Here is a 15,866-nt window from a genome sequence, read left to right as displayed (position 1 = left end):
GCGCGCCCCGGGGCCGCATCCGTTCCGGAACCCCCCCGACCCGGCCTCTTGCCGGGTTCCGGAACCCCGTCCCGGCCTCTTCCCGGAAGGAACCCCATGGCCGACCGGCTGGTACGGCAGGCGGTCCGCGACGGCGGCCCGTGGCCCGCGCTCCTGGCCACCGGCACGATCCTGGCCACCGCCGCCCAGCTCGCCCTCCCCGCGCTCATCGGCTCGCTGGTCGACGCCTTCGCCGCCGGCCGTCCCCCGGCCGGCTCCGCACTCGTGGTCGGGGCGGCCGTGGCGCTCGCGGTGCTGGGCGAGAGCCTCGCCGTCTGGGCCCGGGGCATGAGCGGCGCACGAGCCTCCGCCCGGATCCGGCAGGCGCTCGTGCGGCACGTGCTCGGCGCCGGGCCCGCGCTGACCCGGCGGCTGCCCCCCGGCGAGATCGTCACCAGGGCCGGCCTGAACGCCGAGGAACTCGGCCGCGCGCCGGAGGCGGTGGTCTCGGCGCTCTCGCTGCTCGTGCCCACCGCCGGCGCGATCGTCGCGCTGGCCCTGCTCCATCCGCTGCTCGCGCTGGCGCTGCTCGGCGGGGTCGGGCTGATCGTGCTCGTGCTGCGGGCCTTCGCCCGGGTCAGCGGGGTGCTGTCCGGCGCCTACCAGGAGGCCCAGGGAGAGATCGCCGCGCGGCTGGCCGACGCGCTGGCCGGGGCCCGCACCATCGCCGCCGCCCGATCCGGCGACAGGGAGACGCGGCGCATCCTCCAGCCCCTGCCGCGGCTGCGCGCGCACGGCCTGGCCCTGTGGCGCGCGGGCGCCTCCGCCGGGGTGCGAGCCGGGCTCATGGTGCCGCTCGTGGAGGTCGCCGTCCTGGTGGCGGCCGGGTTCCTGCTGGCCTCCGGCCGGCTGACCGTCGGCGAGGTCTACGCGGCGGCCCGCTACGCCGTCCTCGGCGCCGCGCTCAGCGGAGCCCTCGGCTTCGCCGGGCAGCTCGCCCGCGCCCGCGCCGCCGCCGCCCGCGTCGAGGCCCTGCTCGCCGTGCCCGCCGTGCCGTACGGCACCGCCTCGCTGCCCGCTCCGGCCCGGGGCACGCTCACCTTCCGCGGGGTGCGGGCGGCCGGGCTGGAGATCCCGGCGCTGACCCTGCCCGGCGGCTCCCTGACCGCGGTCGTCGGGCGCTCGGGCGCGGGCAAGTCCCTGGTCGCCGCGCTCGCCGGCCGCCTGGCCGACCCGGACGAGGGCCAGGTGCTCCTCGACGGCACGCCCCTGCCCGAGCTGTCACGCGCGGAGCTGCGCCGGGCGGTCGGCTACGCCTTCGAGCGCCCCGTGCTGGTCGGCGCGAGCGTGGCCGCCGCGATCGAGCTCGGCGGCGGCCGGGCCGAGCCCGCCGCGCGCGCCGCCCGGGCCGACGCCTTCGTCCGCAGGCTGCCCCACGGGTACGGCACGCCGCTCGCCCAGGCCCCGATGTCCGGCGGCGAACGGCAACGGCTGGGCCTGGCCCGGGCCTTCGCCCACGCCGAGCGGCTGCTGATCCTCGACGACGCCACCTCCAGCCTCGACTCGGCCACCGAGGCGCTGGTCAACGAGGCCCTCACCGGCGAGCTCGGCGGACGCACCCGGCTGGTGGTCACCCATCGCCCCGACGTCGCCGCCCGCGCCGACCTCGTCGTCTGGCTGGACGGCGGCCGGGTGCGGCGGCTCGGCCCGCACCGCGAGCTGTGGCACGACCCCGGCTACCGCGCCGCCTTCGACGAGGAGCCCCGATGACGCGCCCGCGCGAGGTGCTGTGGGCGGCGCTGCGGCGGCGGCCCGCCGTGCTGGCCAAGATCGCCGCCTGGTCGGTGCTGGAGGTGACGCCGGCCTTCCTGATCGGCCACGCCGTGGCCCGCGCGATCGAGGACGGCTTCGCGGCCGGCCGCCTGCTGACCGGCCTGGCCTGGCTGGCGCTGCTGGGCGGCGCGTGGCTGGTGGCGGCGGTCGCCGCCCGCCAGGTGATCCTGGGCGTCGCCGCCCTGGCCGAGCCGTTCCGCGACGACCTGCTGCACCACGTGGTGCGCGGCCTGCTGCACGAGGCCACCGCCTCCTTCCGCGCCCCGCCGCCCGGCGGCGCGGCGCTCACCCGCGCGACGCTCCAGGTCGAGCTGGCCAGGGACGCCTTCGCCGCCCTGGTGACCGTGCTGCGCGGCTTCGTGTTCACGCTGGTCAGCGCCGCGCTCGGGCTGCTGACGCTGGTCCCGGCGCTGGCCCTGCCGGTGCTGGTCCCCTTCGCGCTGGGCACCGCGCTGTTCCTGGCCTCGCTCCCAGCCCTGATCCGCGCTCAGCGCGCCCACCTGGAGGCCGACGAGGCCACCGGCGCCGAGTTGACCACGGTCGCCGGCGCGCTGCGCGACCTCACCGCCTGCGGCGCCGAGCAAAGCGCCGGCGACCGGCTCGGCGCGCTCGTCGAGGCCCAGGCCGCCACCGCCGCCAGGCTGGCCCGCCTCACCGCGTTGCGCACCACCGCGCTGACCGTGGGCGGCTGGCTGCCGGTGCTGCTCGTGCTGGCCTGGACCCCGGCGCTGCTGGCCCAGGGCGTGGCCATCGCCACCGTGGTGGGCGCGCTCGCCTACGTCACCCAGTCCCTCGCCCCGGCGCTCGGCGGCCTGGTCGAAGGCGTCGGCGTCAGCGGGGTGCGCCTCCTGGCCGCGCTCGGCCGCATCCTCGCCGGCACCCCGGCCGCCATCCCGCCCCCGCCGGCGGCCCGGCCCGCCGACGTCACGCTCACCCTGCGCCAGGTCACCTTCGCCTACGGCCCGCAGGCCGAACCGGTGCTCGACCGCCTCGACCTGGAGGTCCCCGACGGCGAGCACCTGGCGATCACCGGGCCGAGCGGCGCCGGCAAGTCCACTCTCGCCGCGCTGCTGGCCGGCGCCCTGCGCCCCGACGCCGGGCAGGTGCTGATCGGCGGCCTCCCGGCCGACCGGGTCGACCCCGCCGCCCGCCTGCTGATCCCGCAGGAGGCCTACGTCTTCCGCGGCACCGTGCTGGAGAACCTCGCCTATCCCGGCGAGGCGTCCGAGCACGAAGCCGAGGCCGCGGTGGCCGAGCTGGGCCTGGCCGAGCTCGTCGCCCGCTGCGGCGGCTACCAGGGCCTGCTCGACCCGGCCGCGCTGTCGGCGGGGGAGCGGCAGCTCCTGGCCCTGGCCCGGGCCCTGCTCAGCCCCGCCCGGCTGATCGTGCTGGACGAGGCCACCTGCCACCTGGACCCTGTGGCCGAGGCCCGCGCCGAGGAGGCGCTCGCCCGCCGGCCGGGGACGCTCGTCGTGATCGCCCACCGCGCCGCCTCCGCGCGCCGCGCCCGCCGGGTGCTGACGCTCGGCGACGGGGCCCCTCGTGATCGCCGTTTCGCCAGAGAGGAACTGATCCCATGAGCTACCCGCCCGCGGTACGCCTGCCGTACGTGGAGAGCCTGCACGGCCACGAGATCGCCGACCCCTACCGATGGCTGGAGGACGCCGGGGACCCGGCGACGAAGACGTGGCAGGCCGAGCAGGACACGCTCTGGCTCGAGCACGCCGGGCGGCTGCCCTGGCGCGAACGGCTGCGGGCGAGACTGGCCGAGCTGGGGCAGGCGGGCCAGGTGACGCCGCCGGTGTGGCGCGGCGAGCGGTGCTTCGAGCTCCGCCGCGACCCCGGCCAGGAACACCCCGTGGTGCGGTCGGGGGAGCGGGTGGTGCTCGACCCGATGCGGCTCGACCCGACCGGGCTGACCACGGTGGACGGCTGGGAGCCGAGCCCGGACGGCGAGCTGCTGGCCTACCAGGTCTCCAAGCGCGGCGAGGAACGCGCGGAGCTGCACGTCCTGGAGACCGGCACCGGCCGGGCGGTGGACGGGCCGATCCACGGCTGCCGGTACTCACCGGTGGCCTGGACGAGCCGAGGCGACGGCTTCTTCTACATCCGCTTCGGCCAGGGCGTCTACCGGCACCTGCTCGGCGAGCCGCCGGAGCGCGACGCGCTGGTCTTCACCGCGGGGGAGGGCGCCTCCTACGGGCTGGCGATGAGCGGGTGCGGGCGGTGGCTGACGGTGTCGGCGGCGCCGGGCGCCTCCGCGCCGAACGAGCTGTGGCTGGCCGACCTCACCGGCCGCGAGCTGCGCCGCGTGCAGCCGGCCGGGCAGGCGCACAGCGTCGCCGCCGTCGCCCCGGACGGCCTGCTGTACGTGCTGACCGACCGGGACGCGCCCAGGGGGCGGATCTGCGTGGCCGATCCCGCCCTGCCGGGCCGCTGGACCGAGCTCGTGCCCGAGGACCCCGAAGCGGTCACCACCTCCTTCACCGTCCTGGAGGGCGGCACCCTGCTGGTGGCCCGCGTGCGGCACGGGCTGTCCGAGCTCGACCTGCACGACCAGGTCAGCGGGCGGCGCACCGGCAGCATCCCGCTGCCCGGCAGCGGCACCGCCGGCTCGCTCACCACCCGGCCCGAGGGCGGCCACGAGGCCTGGTTCACCTACACCGACGCCGTCACCCCGCCGGCCGTCTGGCGCTACGACGCCCGCACCGGCGCGGCCACGCGGTGGCTGGCCGCGCCGGGCCCGAGCGCCCCGCCGGACGTGGAGAGCCGCCAGCTCACCTGCCGCTCCAAGGACGGCACGCCGGTGCGGGTCGTGGTGGTCGCGCGGCGCTCGTGGCCCGGCGGCCCGCGCCCGGCCATCCTGACCGGCTACGGCGGCTTCGGGCGCTCGCTGACCCCGGCCTACGCCGCCGACTCCCTGGCCTGGGTCGAGGCGGGCGGCGTGCTGGCGATCGCCGGGCTGCGCGGCGGCGGCGAGGAGGGCGAGGCCTGGCACCGCGCCGGCATGCGCGAGCACAAGCAGAACGTCTTCGACGACTTCGCCGCCGTGGCCCGGCTACTGGTCGCCGAGGGCTGGACCACGCCTTCGCAGCTCGGCCTGTGGGGGGAGTCCAACGGCGGGCTGCTCGTCGGCGCGATGCTCACCCAGCACCCCGACCTGTTCGGGGCGGCCGTGTGCGCCGCGCCGCTGCTGGACATGGTCCGCTACGAGCACTCCGGCCTGGGCCGGGCCTGGCGCCAGGAGTACGGCTCTGCCGAGGTGCCGGAGGAGCTCGCCTGGCTGCTGGCCTACTCGCCCTACCACCACGTCGAGCCCGGGACCGCCTACCCGGCGACGTTGTTCACCACCGCGGCGGGCGACACCCGGGTCGACCCGATGCACGCGCGCAAGATGTGCGCCGCCCTGCAGTGGGCCTCCTCCGGCGGGCGGCCCGTGCTGCTGCGGCACGAGAGCGGCGTCGGGCACGGCGCCCGCGCGGTCAGCCGCTCGATCGCCTTCGCCGCCGACGCCCTCGCCTTCCTGGCCGCCTGGACCGGCCTGTCAGATCCACCCCGACTCGCGGGCGATGCGGATCGCGTCGATGCCGCTGCGGGCGCCCAGCTTGGTGCGGGTGCGCCCCAGGTAGTTACGGACGGTGCCCTCCGCCAGGAAGAGTGAGGCGGCGATCTCCGGGATGGACGAGCCTTCCGCGGCCGCGCCGAGCACGTCCAGCTCGCGCGCGGTCAGCGGCGTCTCCGGCGAGGTCATCGCCGCGATGGCCAGCGTCGAGTCGACCACCGTGCCGCCCCCGGCGATCTTGCGGATGGTGTCGGCCAGCTCGCTCGGCGGCGCGTCCTTGGCCAGGAAGCCGCGCACCTGGGCGTCGAGGGCGCGCTTCAGCGAGCCGGGCGTGCCGATGCCGGTCAGGATCAGCACCTTGCACCCCGGCAGCTCCTCGTGCAGTTCCTTGGCCGCCGACAGGCCGTCCATGCCCGGCATCGCCAGGTCGAGCACGGCGACGTCCGGCTTGCAGGCCCGCGCCGCGGCCAGGACCTCGTCACCGCGATCCACTTCCGCCACCACCTCGATGTCCGGTTCGGTGGCCAGCAGGGCGACGATCGCCCCGCGGATCAGATCCATGTCCTCGGCGAGCAATGTCCGGATCACTGGGTCCTCGCGGTCCTCGGGAAAACGGTGTCGCCCTCATCCTGACCAATGAGTCAGATTCTGAAAAGTCATCTCATCAAGCTGGTTGGTGCCCAATATGGTGAAAGTGGGAATTCATGAACGCGAGCGGAATTCTGCTGGCATAGTCTCCGCGAAACGGGGCAAAACTCGGGGGCCCCCTGACCTGTGTGAGGTGCCGCCCATGGTCTCTGCCCGCCGAAAGCTCTACAAGCTGGTGTACGGCACGCGATACGACAAGGTGCCGTGGGGCCAGCGCGTCTACGTGCGGCCCGGCGAACGCCAGATCCGCGAGGCCCAGTGGCGCCTGCGGATCGCCCGCACGCCGGTGATCTCCCTCGACGAATACCGCGAGCGGGTGCCGCTCGGCGAGATCGAGGAATACCTGAGCTGCATGCTGTGCGGCGAATCCCGCCAGCAGAAACTCTTCGAGCCCACCGGCGGCAAGGGCTGGCGCTACCACGTCGTCCGCTGCCCCTCCTGCGGCTTCCTCTACCGCAACCCCAACGTCCGCCCCGAACGCCTGGGCGACCTGTACGCCAACAGCTACAGCAAGTTCCTGACCGGCGACTACGCCGAGAACCGGCAGCGCCGCTACCGGCTGGTCATGAAGAGCTTCGGCCCGGTCTTCGAGGAGGGCCGCGGCCGGCGGCTGCTCGACTTCGGCTGCGGCGCCGGGCTGTTCCTGGAGCTCGCCCAGGAACGCGGCTTCGACGCCAGCGGCGTGGACCTGTCGCCCGACTCGGTCGAGCAGGCCAACGCGCGGCTGCAGGCCCTGCCGGTGCCCGAGGGCGGCACCCGCGCCCGGGCGCACTTCGGCGCGCCCGCCGACATCCCGGAGATCGCCGCCGGCGGCTTCGACGTGATCACCCTGTGGTCGGTGCTGGCCCACCTGCCGCGCCCGCTCGACGACTTCACCGGCTTCCGCGAGCTGCTCGCTCCGGGCGGCGTGCTGATGATCCTCACCGTCAACGCACGCTCGCTGCTGCTGAAGGCCTACGGCTCCAAGTGGAGCGGCTTCACCAAGAACCACCTGATGTTCTACTCCAGCCAGACCCTGCCCACGCTGCTGCGCAAGACCGGCTTCAAGGGCGTGGCCTTCGCCCCGCACTACGGCGACACCGTCGAGGCGGGCACCACCCGGCTCGCCCCCGAGCTCCGCCGCCGCCTGGAGGCGAACGTCCGGCGCAGCGACGGCGGCAACATGATGCGCGCCCTGGCCTTCGCCGACGAGGAGGCGATCGCCCGCTGGCGCGACCACCTCAAGATCCACCGCCTCTAGGGGTTCGGCACGATCATCGTCACCCCCGGCACCGATCCCATCGAGGCCAGGGCCTTGCCCGCCTCCTCCAGCCCGATCGTCCGGGTGAGGAGGAGGTCGGGGTGGAGCGTCCCGCTCCGGATCAGCTCCAGCATCGGCGGATAGGCGTGCGCGGCCATGCCGTGACTGCCCAGCAGCTCCAGCTCCCAGCCGATCACCCGGCCCATCGGCAGCGGCGTCGGGCCGCCCGGCAGCAGGCCGACCTGCACGTGCCGGCCGCGCCTGCGCAGCCCCTCGATCGAGGCGGCGCAGGTCTGGGCGCTGCCCAGCGCGTCCAGCGACACGTGCGCGCCGCCCCTGGTCAGCTCCATGACCTGGGCGGCGGCGTCGCCGTAGGAGGCGTTGACGAAGTGCGTGGCGCCGGCCCGCTCGGCCAGGTGCAGCGCGTCGGCGCTGACGTCCACCGCCACCACGCGCGCCCCGGCCGCCGCCGCGATCATCACCGCGGACAGGCCGACGCCGCCGCAGCCGTGCACCGCCACCCACTCGCCCGGCCGTACCCGGCCCACCTGGGCGACGGCACGGAAGGCGGTGGCGAAGCGGCAGCCCAGCGCGGCGGCGGTCGCGTACGGCAGGTCCTCCGGGATGGCGACCAGGTTGACGTCGGCGTGGTCGATGGCCACGAAGTCGGCGAACGAGCCCCAGTGCGTGAAACCCGGCTGCGTCTGCCGCTCGCACACCTGCTGGTCGCCGGTGGCGCAGGCCGTACACGAGCCGCAGGCGCAGACGAACGGGACGGTCACCCGGGCTCCCGGGCGCCAGCCCCGCACGTCGGAGCCGACCGCCTCCACCACCCCGGCCAGCTCGTGGCCGGGGACGTGCGGCAGCACCGAGATGTCCGGGTCGTGGCCCTGCCAGCCGTGCCAGTCGCTGCGGCACAGGCCGGTGGCGGCCACCCGGATCACCACGCCGTGCGGCGCGGGGACGGGGTCGGCGACCTGGCACAGGTCGAGGTCGCCGCCGAAGCGGTCGAAAAGCACGGCTCGCACGCGTTGAGCTTAGGCTTTGACCTGCGGGTACGGTCAACCCCCAGGTCAGGGCAGGTCGACCGTGACGCCCTTCGAGCCGCGCTCGGCGTGCAGCGTCATGCTGACCGGGGTGACGTCGTCCGGCAGGTCGAACATCTGCCGCCCCGAGGCCGAGGCGCCCGGCGCGAGCGGCTCGTAGAGCCGGCTCGAGTCCGGCAGGTAGCGCAGGATGGACACGTCGGGCAGGTAGGTCTGGCCGTCGGAGCCGGTCACGCTCTGGATGGCGCCGGAGAAGACGGCCTCCTCCGAGCCGACGTTCTCGGCGGTGACCGGGATCACCGCGAAGTGGCCCTCCGCCTCCTTGGTCGTCGGGGCGGTGCCGACCGACTCCATCAGCTCGGGCTTGCCGACGGTGAAGCGCAGCGGCTCCTCGGTCGCGGCGACCGTCCCGGCGGCGCCTGCCCCGGCCCCGGTCTCGGTGCCGGTGGGCGAGGCGGCCGGCGAGCTCGCCGCGGTGTCGGTGGGCGAGGGTACGGCCTGGCCGGCGCCCTGGCCGTCGGTGGCCTGGCCGGCGGTGGGCGCGGGGCCCGCCTCCGGGGTGGTGTTGCGCGAGCCGCCCCACCACAGCAGGCCGATCACGGCCGCGGCGGCCACGGCCAGCCACCACCACTTGGCGTTGCCGCCCTTGCGGCCGGTCTCGGTCCGCCCGACGCGATGCGCCCCGTTGCCGGCCGCCGCCTCCGCCCGGCCGGTCGTGCGTTCCGTCCGGCCGGTCACGTCCTCCGTCCGGCCGGTCATGCCCTCGGCCCGGCCGGACGCGCTCTCTGTCCGGCCGGTCGTGCCTTCTGTCCGGCCCGTCGTGCTCTCTGCGCGGCTCGTCCGGCCGAGCAGCGGGTCGTCGGTGGCGGGGCGGTCCGGGTCGAACCGGTCCCGGCCCTCGGCGAACTCGCCGGTGCGTCCCGGCGTGCCCGGGACGGTGCCGCCTTCGGCGGTGGGCTCCCGGAAGCCGCCCGGCTCACCGGCCCGGCCGCCGGTCCCGGCGATCTCCTCCCGGGCGCGCTCGGCGGCCCTGGCCGCGGCGTCGTCGGGCTCGCCGGTGCGATCGTGCTCATTCATCGTGAATCCCCCTGAGTAGTGCACCTACTACAAAGAGTAATCGCCGCTGATATTTCGCCCTGAGCGAGGTGTCAGGTTCGCGCGTCCGGTCAGAAGGAGGGCATGGGAGAGGAACTGGACAAGGAGCGTTTCACCGAGCAGGAATTCGCCGTCTTCGGTGAGCGCCTGGTCGAGCAGCTCGCCGCCTTCCGCGAGCTGCTCGACCGGCCCGGCTTCGGTCAGGGCGACACCACCATCGGCGGTGAGCTGGAGCTGTTCCTCATCGACAAGATGGGCGATCCGCTGCCGCGCAACGAGGAACTCCTCGAGGCGATCGGCGACCCGCGGCTCACGCTGGAGCTGGGCCGCTTCAACCTGGAAGGCAATTTGACCCCCGTGCCGCTGGCCGGGTCGCCGTTCCGCGCGATGGGCGACGAGCTGCAGGAGATCACCGCGCTCGTCGACCGCGCGGCGGGCGAGCTCGACGTCGACGGTGACGACGGCGGCGGAGGCGGCGGGGCGATCCCGATCGGCATCCTGCCCACCCTCGGCACCGGCGACTTCACCCCGCACGCCATGAGCGACGAGGCCCGCTACCGCGCCCTCAGCCGCGGCGTGCGCCGCGTACGGCTCGAACCGTTCGTGGTGCGCGTCGACGACCTCGAACTCGTCGTCGAGGACGTGCTGCTCGAAGCGGCCAACACCTCCTGGCAGATCCACCTCCGCACCCCGCCGGAGCGCTTCGCCCCGCTGTTCAACGCCGCCCAGCTCGCCATCGGCCCCGTGCTCGCCGCCGCCGGCAACTCGCCCCTCTTCCTCGGCCGGCGGCTCTGGGAGGAGACCCGCATCGTGCTCATGGAGGAGGCCGCCGACGACCGCGACGTCGGCCGCCTCTACCGCCGCGACGGGCGCGTCACCTTCGGCTCCGACTGGGTGCGCGAGGGAGCCTACGAGCTCTTCGAGCGCTGCGTCCAGGACTACGAGCCGGTCCTGCCCGCGCTCACCGACGCCCCCGACCCGCTGGAGACCGTACGGCAGGGCGGCATCCCCGACCTGGCCGAGCTCCGGCTGCAGATGGGCACCGTCTGGATGTGGAACCGGCCCGTCTACGACCCCGCCGACGGCGGCCACCTGCGGATCGAGATGCGCGCCCTGCCCGCCGGGCCGACCTGCGCGGACATGACGGCCAACGCCGCCTTCCTGCTGGGACTGACCCTGTCGGAGTCGCACCGCGACCTGACCGGCTACAAGTTCGGCGAGGTCTACCAGAACTTCTACCGCGCCGCCCGCCAGGGCCTGTCCGCCAAGCTGTCCTGGCCCGGGCACGAGGGCGAGCTCGACGCCTCCGAGCTCATCCTCAGCCTGCTGCCGCAGGCCAGGGCCGGACTCCTCGAAGCCGGCGTCGTCCCCGACGAGGCCGACACCGCCCTGGAGATCATCGCCCAGCGGGTGCGGACCGGGCGGACCGGCGCGGCGTGGCAGCGGGAGTTCCCCGGCGACGCCCGGGCCCTGGTCACCGCCTACCGCAAGCTCGCGCTGAGCGGGGTGCCCGTGCACCTGTGGCGCTGACCTTCCGCGGCCCATCGGAAGAGGTGCCGGAGAAACGCAACTAATGTCCAGCCTCGCCCGTCAAACTGACCACAACGGACGGCAAAGCGAGGATGACATGACCGCCATGGGGATGACCGAGGCCGACCCGACCCCCTTCACCCTCCAGCGGAGCACCGGCACCTACGCCGAAGGCGCGGCCAAGCTCGCCGGCGAGATCGGCGCCACCGCCGTCGAAGCCGTGCTGGCCACCGGCAACCGTACGGGGGTGCGCCGCGGCGCGAGCGGGTTCATCGGCACGATGACCCCCAAGCCGGTCGACTGGTACGCCTTCGACGCCAAGGACGAGGACACCGCCGACTGGTACCCCCAGGGTCTCAGCGGCAGCGCCGACTCCGGCGCCGTCGGCGTCCCGGCCTTCGCGGTGACCTGGTACTATAAGCCGGAGACCAAGACCGGCGAGCGTGGCTGCCGGGTCACCTTCCTCAACCCGCGCACCCTCCGGTACCAGCACTGCCTGCTCGTCGAGGCCCGCCCCGACGGGAGCTACGGCCCCATCGACATCCACGCCGGCGGCTGCGGCTGGGTCGGCGACCGCCTCTACGTCGCCGACACCTTCCGCGGCCTGCGCGTCTTCGACCTCAACAACCTGCTCGACCTGCGGACCGCCCAGTCCGACCTCGGCGACGCCGACCGCGTCGGCCGGCACGAGGGCCGCTTCCACGCCTTCGGCTACCGCTACGTGATCCCGCAGAGCGACTCCTGGCGGCTGGTCAAGCGCGGCGCGGTCTTCTCCTTCGTCGGCGTCGACCACACCAGCGGCACGCTGGCCTCCGGCGAGTACAAGGAGGGCACGCCGCTCGGCCGCGTCGCCCGCTGGGACCTCGCCTCCGGCGGCGACCTGGCCTCCGGCGTCCCGCGCGACGCCTTCACCCTCGGCGCGGAGATGATCCAGGGCGCCGTGTCCGTGAAGGGCACCTGGTACCTCAGCCAGGCCTTCCGCAACCAGCGCAACGGCCGCCTCCTCGTCGCCGCCCCGGGCCGCCCGTCGATCTCCCGCCCCTGGTGCATCGGGCCGGAGGACCTCACCTTCCAGGACGGCAAGATCTGGAGCGTCAGCGAGTTCCGCAACCGCCGCGCCGTCTTCGCCGTCTCACCGTGACCGGCTGGTGCGCTTGGTCCAGAGACCGAGTTCGATGCCGTGCAGCCCGGGGCCGGGTGAGCTCGGTGTGCCCCAGAACGCCCCGTCCCGCCGCAGGCCAAGGCGGCTGCCGGCCTCCGTCACGAACCCGTGACCCGCGGGTCGGCTAGCCGGCCAGCCGGAAGTTCACACAGACGATCTCGGTGTGCTCGTCGATCTCGTAGCCCGCGGCGGTCCAGAAGGCGCGGTGCGCCTCGCCCCAGTGCTCGACCGAGCGGAACCCCTCGCCCTCGGACTCGGCGAACTCCCACGTCACCGCCGCGAACGGCACGACCTCGGCCGCCGTCACCTCGACCTCCGCCAACCGGCCGCCGTCGTCGTCGACCAGGACGAGCCGCTCACCCACGTGCTCGACCGCCTCGCCCTCCGCTCGGTAGTCGTGCTCCAGCACGCTCGACGTGCCGGTCTTCACCCCGGCCAGCACCAGGCCGTTCAGGTGCGTGCGCATCTCGCCCGGCGTGCCGAGGTCCAACGTCCTGAGCCCATCGATCCGTCCCCACATGTCCCGCACCCTACCGAGGCCTGAACCTGATCGACGTCCAGGGCCGGATGGGCCTGCCGTACCGGTGATGGAGGCTGGTCAGGAGGCCGTGACGCCGGCCAGGTAGGCGGCGAGCTCGGCCGGGTGCGACAGCATCGCCATGTGGCTGCCGGGCACTTCGTCCGGGGTGATGCCGAGGCGGTCGCGCACGTGGCGGCGGGCGAACTCCGGGGTGAAGAAGCGGTCGTCGCGGCAGAGGACGTACCGGGTGGGGACGTCCGGCCAGGCGGGCAGCGGCCAGGGCTCCGCGCAGGCCCGCTCCATGGCGGCCTTCTCGTTCAGCGCGGCGTCGTGGGCCAGCACCCGCTCGCCCAGCTCGCGGGGGACGTCGTGCAGGTAGAGCTCGTACTCGTCGTCGACGCCGGAGTCGGGCCGGCCGCTGCGCTCCCACCACTCGTCCGGCGCCTCGCCCGGGCTGGGGATCATCGCGGTCACCAGGACGAGCGCGGCGGCGTCGACGCGGGCGCAGACCAGCGGGCCGACGAAGCCGCCCCAGGAGTGGGCCACCACCACGACCGGGCCGCGCTCGCCGACCGCCCGCACGACGGCGCCGGCGTACTCCCAGAGGCCTGCGTCCGGGTCGGACACCGGCAGGTTCACGGCGACGGTGTCGTGCCCGCGGCGGTGCAGCTCGGCCTCGACCAGGTGCCAGTCGTAGGCGCTGCCGCCGCCGCCGTGAATGAGCGCGAAAGTTGTCATGCGGGTATGGACTCCTGGGCTCGGAAGAAGTCATCGGTGCCGTGGGGCTACATCCCGATGTGCTCCAGCAGGACCCGGCGGAAACCCCGGTCGAAGTCGTCGTAGCGGGCACGTAGCTGCTCGCCGGGCCAGTCGGCGGGCAGGAGCTCGGGCGGGAGCAGCGGGTCCTTCAGCAGGTGGCGCAACACCGCGGCGGAGACCAGGAACCCCTCGGCCAGCCCGGTAGCCCGTCCGAGGGCCCCTTCGAGTCGCCGGGCCTCGGCCGCCCAGCCGTCCAGGTCCCACAGCCACGGTGTCGGATCCGTGGCCCGGGGCCGCCCGTCGATCAGGGTGCACTGCGCGGTGACGACGTCCGGCCACTCCCGCACCAGGTTCGCCGGCCGCATCCACGTGCCCTCCCGCAGCTCGCCGAGCCGCAGCCGGGTCATCGTGTCCCGGAGCGCCGCCCGGTCGGCCGGAGCGCGGCGCTCCGCCGTGACGACGGCGATCTCCCACGTGCCGTCCCAGGCCCGGACGTGCGGATCGCGGCTCTCGTCCTGGCGCGCCTGCCGTTCGAGCAGCCGCTCCGACAGCGTGTACCGCCCGTCGGCCTGCACCAGGTCCCCGGCCGCCACCATCCGCGACAGCGCCACCCGGACCGTGCCCTCCGCGATCCCGAACAGCTCCCCGATCCGCACCAGGTGCCGGGCGGCCAAGCTGGGCGGGTGGCAGCCGAGCAGGGCGCTGAGCACGGCCGACCGGGCACTGAGTCCACTATTACGCTCTTCCATCGCGTGTCGATTATATGTAACACTCGCGCTATGAGCCGGTACCTCATCGAGCCGTTCGACGCCAGCGACCGCTACGCCACCGAGCACTACCAGGGCGCCACCGGGCGCAACTGGTGGCGCGGCGACCCCGCGCTCCGCCTGCTCATGCGCCGCCACCTCGGCGAGGGGTACGGCTGGGCCGAGCCGTACCTCGACCAGCTCGGCGAGTTGACCGGCGGCCTGATCGCCCGCTGCGCGGAGGAGACCGACCGCAACCCGCCCAGGCTGGAGAAGTACGACAAGTGGGGACGGGACGTGAGCGAGGTGGTCATGCCGCCCTCGTTCGAGACCGCCCGCACGGCGCTGATGAGCAACAACTTCACCTCGCCCGCCTTCGCCGCCGAGGCCGTCGCGAACGGGGCGGACCCCCGCGCTCTCGGTGCGGCCTGGACGTACCTGCTCGACCAGGCCGACATCGGGATGGGCTGCGCGCTCGGCACCGGCGGTGACATGGTGGTCGGCCTGGCCGAGAAGTACGCGCCGGCCGACGTCCTCGAACGAGTCCGCACGATCTTCGCCAATGGCTTCTACTCCGGCGAAGCCGCTCAGATGTTCACCGAACGCACCGGCGGCTCCGACCTCGCCGCCCTGGAGTCGGCCGCCGTCCCGGACGGCGACGCCTGGAGACTGACCGGCTTCAAGTGGTTCGCCTCGAACGCCAACGGCTCGGCCTTCGTGGTGCTCGCCAAGCTCCCGACCGGTGACATCAAGCCCTTCCTCGTGCTCTGGGAGCGCCGCGACGGCACCCGCAACGCGGTGCGCATCCGCCGGCTCAAGGACAAGCTCGGCACCCGCTCCGTCGCCTCCGCCGAGGTCGAGTTCACCGGCGCCGAGGCCTTCCTGCTGGCAGGGGAGGGCTCCGGCTCCGGGCTCGGCACCATGATGCAGCTCACCAACGCCTCGCGGCTCGGCGTCGCCATGATGGGCGCCGGCGCCGCCCGCCGCGCCCTGGTCGAGTCCCTCTGCTACGCCTCCGCCCGTGAGGCCTTCGGCCGCCGCCTCATCGACCAGCCGCTCATGCGCCGCAAGCTCGCCGAGCTCATCGTCGAGACCGAGGCCGTCCAGGCCCTCGTCTTCGACGGCCTCTGCGGCCCCCGTCTGCGCCTGGCCCCTGCCCTGATCAAGCTCCGCGCCGCCCGCCTGGGCGTCACCGCCGCCAGCGACGCGATCGAGATCCACGGCGGCAACGGCTACATCGAGCAGTGGCCCGTCGCCCGCCTCCTGCGCGACGCCCAGGTCAACCCGATCTGGGAGGGCGGGGACAACATCCTCTGCCTGGACGTACGGCGCGCCATGCTCCGCGAGAACGCCCAGGAGCCCTTCCTCGACCGCGTCGCCGCCGCCCTCGACCAGGCCCCCGCCGCCGAAGCCGCGACCACCGACCTCGTGCGCGCCCGCCTCGACGACCTCCGCAAGGCCATCACCGCCTGGTCCGCGCTCGCCCCCGACGTCGCCGAGGCCCGGCTCTTCCCGCTCGCCCAGTTCATGGCCGACGTCTACGCCGCCGCCCTGCTGCTGGAGCAGGCCGGCTGGGAGGAACGCGCCGGCCACGGCCCCCGCAAGGCGCTGGTGGCCCGCCTCTACACCGACGCCCACCTCGCCGACCACGGCCCCCTCCGCGGCATCGACCGCCCGGCGGAGGAGCTGGAGCACTTCGACGAGCTGCTCTCCGGAGCCTTCGCGGACTGAAGCCGGAGCATCGGC

General features: G+C 74.6%; 13 protein-coding genes. 7 read left to right on the top strand and 6 right to left on the bottom strand.

From position 1 onward, the window contains the following. Window positions 1-96: 96 nt before the first annotated feature. Genes ACIBG7_RS20955 through ACIBG7_RS20945 form a run of 3 tightly spaced genes read left to right on the top strand, consistent with a single transcriptional unit; the run spans window position 97 to window position 5,473 of the window. Window positions 97-1,749, top strand: a complete 1,653-nt coding sequence (locus ACIBG7_RS20955) for an ATP-binding cassette domain-containing protein (protein ID WP_397337290.1) — start codon at window positions 97-99, stop codon at window positions 1,747-1,749. Beyond that, window positions 1,746-3,392 carry an ATP-binding cassette domain-containing protein gene (locus ACIBG7_RS20950; protein WP_397337289.1) on the top strand — a complete coding sequence of 549 codons (1,647 nt, stop codon included), beginning with the start codon at window positions 1,746-1,748 and terminating at the stop codon, window positions 3,390-3,392. The genes ACIBG7_RS20955 and ACIBG7_RS20950 overlap by 4 nt, the downstream gene beginning before the upstream one ends. Further along, entirely contained in the window at window positions 3,389-5,473 is a 2,085-nt protein-coding gene (locus ACIBG7_RS20945; RefSeq protein ID WP_397337288.1) for a prolyl oligopeptidase family protein, read from the top strand. Before ACIBG7_RS20950 ends, ACIBG7_RS20945 begins: the two co-directional genes overlap by 4 nt. Here the strand turns inward: ACIBG7_RS20945 and ACIBG7_RS20940 are convergent. Next, on the bottom strand, window positions 5,357-5,962 hold the full coding sequence (locus tag ACIBG7_RS20940; RefSeq protein WP_357928248.1) for a response regulator transcription factor: 606 nt from the start codon (window positions 5,960-5,962) through the stop codon (window positions 5,357-5,359). The two genes, ACIBG7_RS20945 and ACIBG7_RS20940, sit on opposite strands and share 117 nt — an antisense overlap. Before the next feature lie 202 nt (window positions 5,963-6,164). Here ACIBG7_RS20940 and ACIBG7_RS20935 point away from each other — a divergent pair, with 202 nt between their 5' ends. Then, window positions 6,165-7,262 carry a class I SAM-dependent methyltransferase gene (locus ACIBG7_RS20935; protein ID WP_397337287.1) on the top strand — a complete coding sequence of 366 codons (1,098 nt, stop codon included), beginning with the start codon at window positions 6,165-6,167 and terminating at the stop codon, window positions 7,260-7,262. On the opposite strand, the gene ACIBG7_RS20930 is transcribed toward ACIBG7_RS20935, so the two are convergent. Together ACIBG7_RS20930 and ACIBG7_RS20925 are read right to left on the bottom strand one after the other, a co-directional pair. Next, window positions 7,259-8,290, bottom strand: coding sequence for a zinc-dependent alcohol dehydrogenase family protein (locus ACIBG7_RS20930; RefSeq protein ID WP_357928243.1), 1,032 nt, complete (start codon window positions 8,288-8,290; stop codon window positions 7,259-7,261). The genes ACIBG7_RS20935 and ACIBG7_RS20930 overlap by 4 nt on opposite strands. 45 nt (window positions 8,291-8,335) lie before the next feature. After that, window positions 8,336-9,385 carry a DUF4352 domain-containing protein gene (locus ACIBG7_RS20925; protein ID WP_357928241.1) on the bottom strand — a complete coding sequence of 350 codons (1,050 nt, stop codon included), beginning with the start codon at window positions 9,383-9,385 and terminating at the stop codon, window positions 8,336-8,338. Between the two features lie 102 nt (window positions 9,386-9,487). On the opposite strand from ACIBG7_RS20925, the gene ACIBG7_RS20920 reads away from it, so the two are divergent. Both ACIBG7_RS20920 and ACIBG7_RS20915 read left to right on the top strand, forming a co-directional pair. After that, window positions 9,488-10,933, top strand: a complete 1,446-nt coding sequence (locus ACIBG7_RS20920) for a glutamate--cysteine ligase (RefSeq protein ID WP_397337286.1) — start codon at window positions 9,488-9,490, stop codon at window positions 10,931-10,933. A 97-nt stretch (window positions 10,934-11,030) separates the two neighbouring features. Further along, entirely contained in the window at window positions 11,031-12,074 is a 1,044-nt protein-coding gene (locus ACIBG7_RS20915; protein WP_397337285.1) for a hypothetical protein, read from the top strand. Window positions 12,075-12,219: 145 nt separating this feature from the next. Here the strand turns inward: ACIBG7_RS20915 and ACIBG7_RS20910 are convergent, their stop codons facing one another. The 3 genes from ACIBG7_RS20910 to ACIBG7_RS20900 all read right to left on the bottom strand — a co-directional run bounded on the left by ACIBG7_RS20910 (window position 12,220) and on the right by ACIBG7_RS20900 (window position 14,123). Continuing rightward, window positions 12,220-12,615 carry an ASCH domain-containing protein gene (locus tag ACIBG7_RS20910; protein ID WP_357928234.1) on the bottom strand — a complete coding sequence of 132 codons (396 nt, stop codon included), beginning with the start codon at window positions 12,613-12,615 and terminating at the stop codon, window positions 12,220-12,222. Between the two features lie 78 nt (window positions 12,616-12,693). Beyond that, window positions 12,694-13,353, bottom strand: coding sequence for an alpha/beta fold hydrolase (locus tag ACIBG7_RS20905; RefSeq protein WP_397337284.1), 660 nt, complete (start codon window positions 13,351-13,353; stop codon window positions 12,694-12,696). Window positions 13,354-13,400: 47 nt separating this feature from the next. Continuing rightward, entirely contained in the window at window positions 13,401-14,123 is a 723-nt protein-coding gene (locus tag ACIBG7_RS20900) for a PaaX family transcriptional regulator C-terminal domain-containing protein (RefSeq protein ID WP_397337283.1), read from the bottom strand. A 30-nt stretch (window positions 14,124-14,153) separates the two neighbouring features. On the opposite strand from ACIBG7_RS20900, the gene ACIBG7_RS20895 reads away from it, so the two are divergent. Next, the gene (locus ACIBG7_RS20895; RefSeq protein WP_397337282.1) at window positions 14,154-15,851 is read left to right on the top strand and encodes an acyl-CoA dehydrogenase family protein; all 1,698 of its coding nucleotides are present in this window, start codon (window positions 14,154-14,156) and stop codon (window positions 15,849-15,851) included. Window positions 15,852-15,866 lie beyond the last annotated feature (15 nt).

The sequence above is a fragment of the Nonomuraea sp. NPDC050328 genome, assembly GCF_044459405.1.
GTDB lineage: Bacteria > Actinomycetota > Actinomycetes > Streptosporangiales > Streptosporangiaceae > Nonomuraea.
This window is presented reverse-complemented; position numbering and strand designations above follow the sequence as displayed.

Bases quoted from the DNA above. Each gene is read 5' to 3' on its own strand.
- ACIBG7_RS20955 (WP_397337290.1), top strand. From the start codon at position 97: ATGGCCGACCGGCTGGTACGGCAGGCGGTCCGCGACGGCGGCCCGTGG.
- ACIBG7_RS20950 (WP_397337289.1), top strand. From the start codon at position 1,746: ATGACGCGCCCGCGCGAGGTGCTGTGGGCGGCGCTGCGGCGGCGGCCC.
- ACIBG7_RS20945 (WP_397337288.1), top strand. From the start codon at position 3,389: ATGAGCTACCCGCCCGCGGTACGCCTGCCGTACGTGGAGAGCCTGCAC.
- ACIBG7_RS20935 (WP_397337287.1), top strand. From the start codon at position 6,165: ATGGTCTCTGCCCGCCGAAAGCTCTACAAGCTGGTGTACGGCACGCGA.
- ACIBG7_RS20925 (WP_357928241.1), bottom strand. From the start codon at position 9,385: ATGAATGAGCACGATCGCACCGGCGAGCCCGACGACGCCGCGGCCAGG.
- ACIBG7_RS20920 (WP_397337286.1), top strand. From the start codon at position 9,488: ATGGGAGAGGAACTGGACAAGGAGCGTTTCACCGAGCAGGAATTCGCC.
- ACIBG7_RS20915 (WP_397337285.1), top strand. From the start codon at position 11,031: ATGACCGCCATGGGGATGACCGAGGCCGACCCGACCCCCTTCACCCTC.
- ACIBG7_RS20910 (WP_357928234.1), bottom strand. From the start codon at position 12,615: ATGTGGGGACGGATCGATGGGCTCAGGACGTTGGACCTCGGCACGCCG.
- ACIBG7_RS20905 (WP_397337284.1), bottom strand. From the start codon at position 13,353: ATGACAACTTTCGCGCTCATTCACGGCGGCGGCGGCAGCGCCTACGAC.
- ACIBG7_RS20900 (WP_397337283.1), bottom strand. From the start codon at position 14,123: ATGGAAGAGCGTAATAGTGGACTCAGTGCCCGGTCGGCCGTGCTCAGC.
- ACIBG7_RS20895 (WP_397337282.1), top strand. From the start codon at position 14,154: ATGAGCCGGTACCTCATCGAGCCGTTCGACGCCAGCGACCGCTACGCC.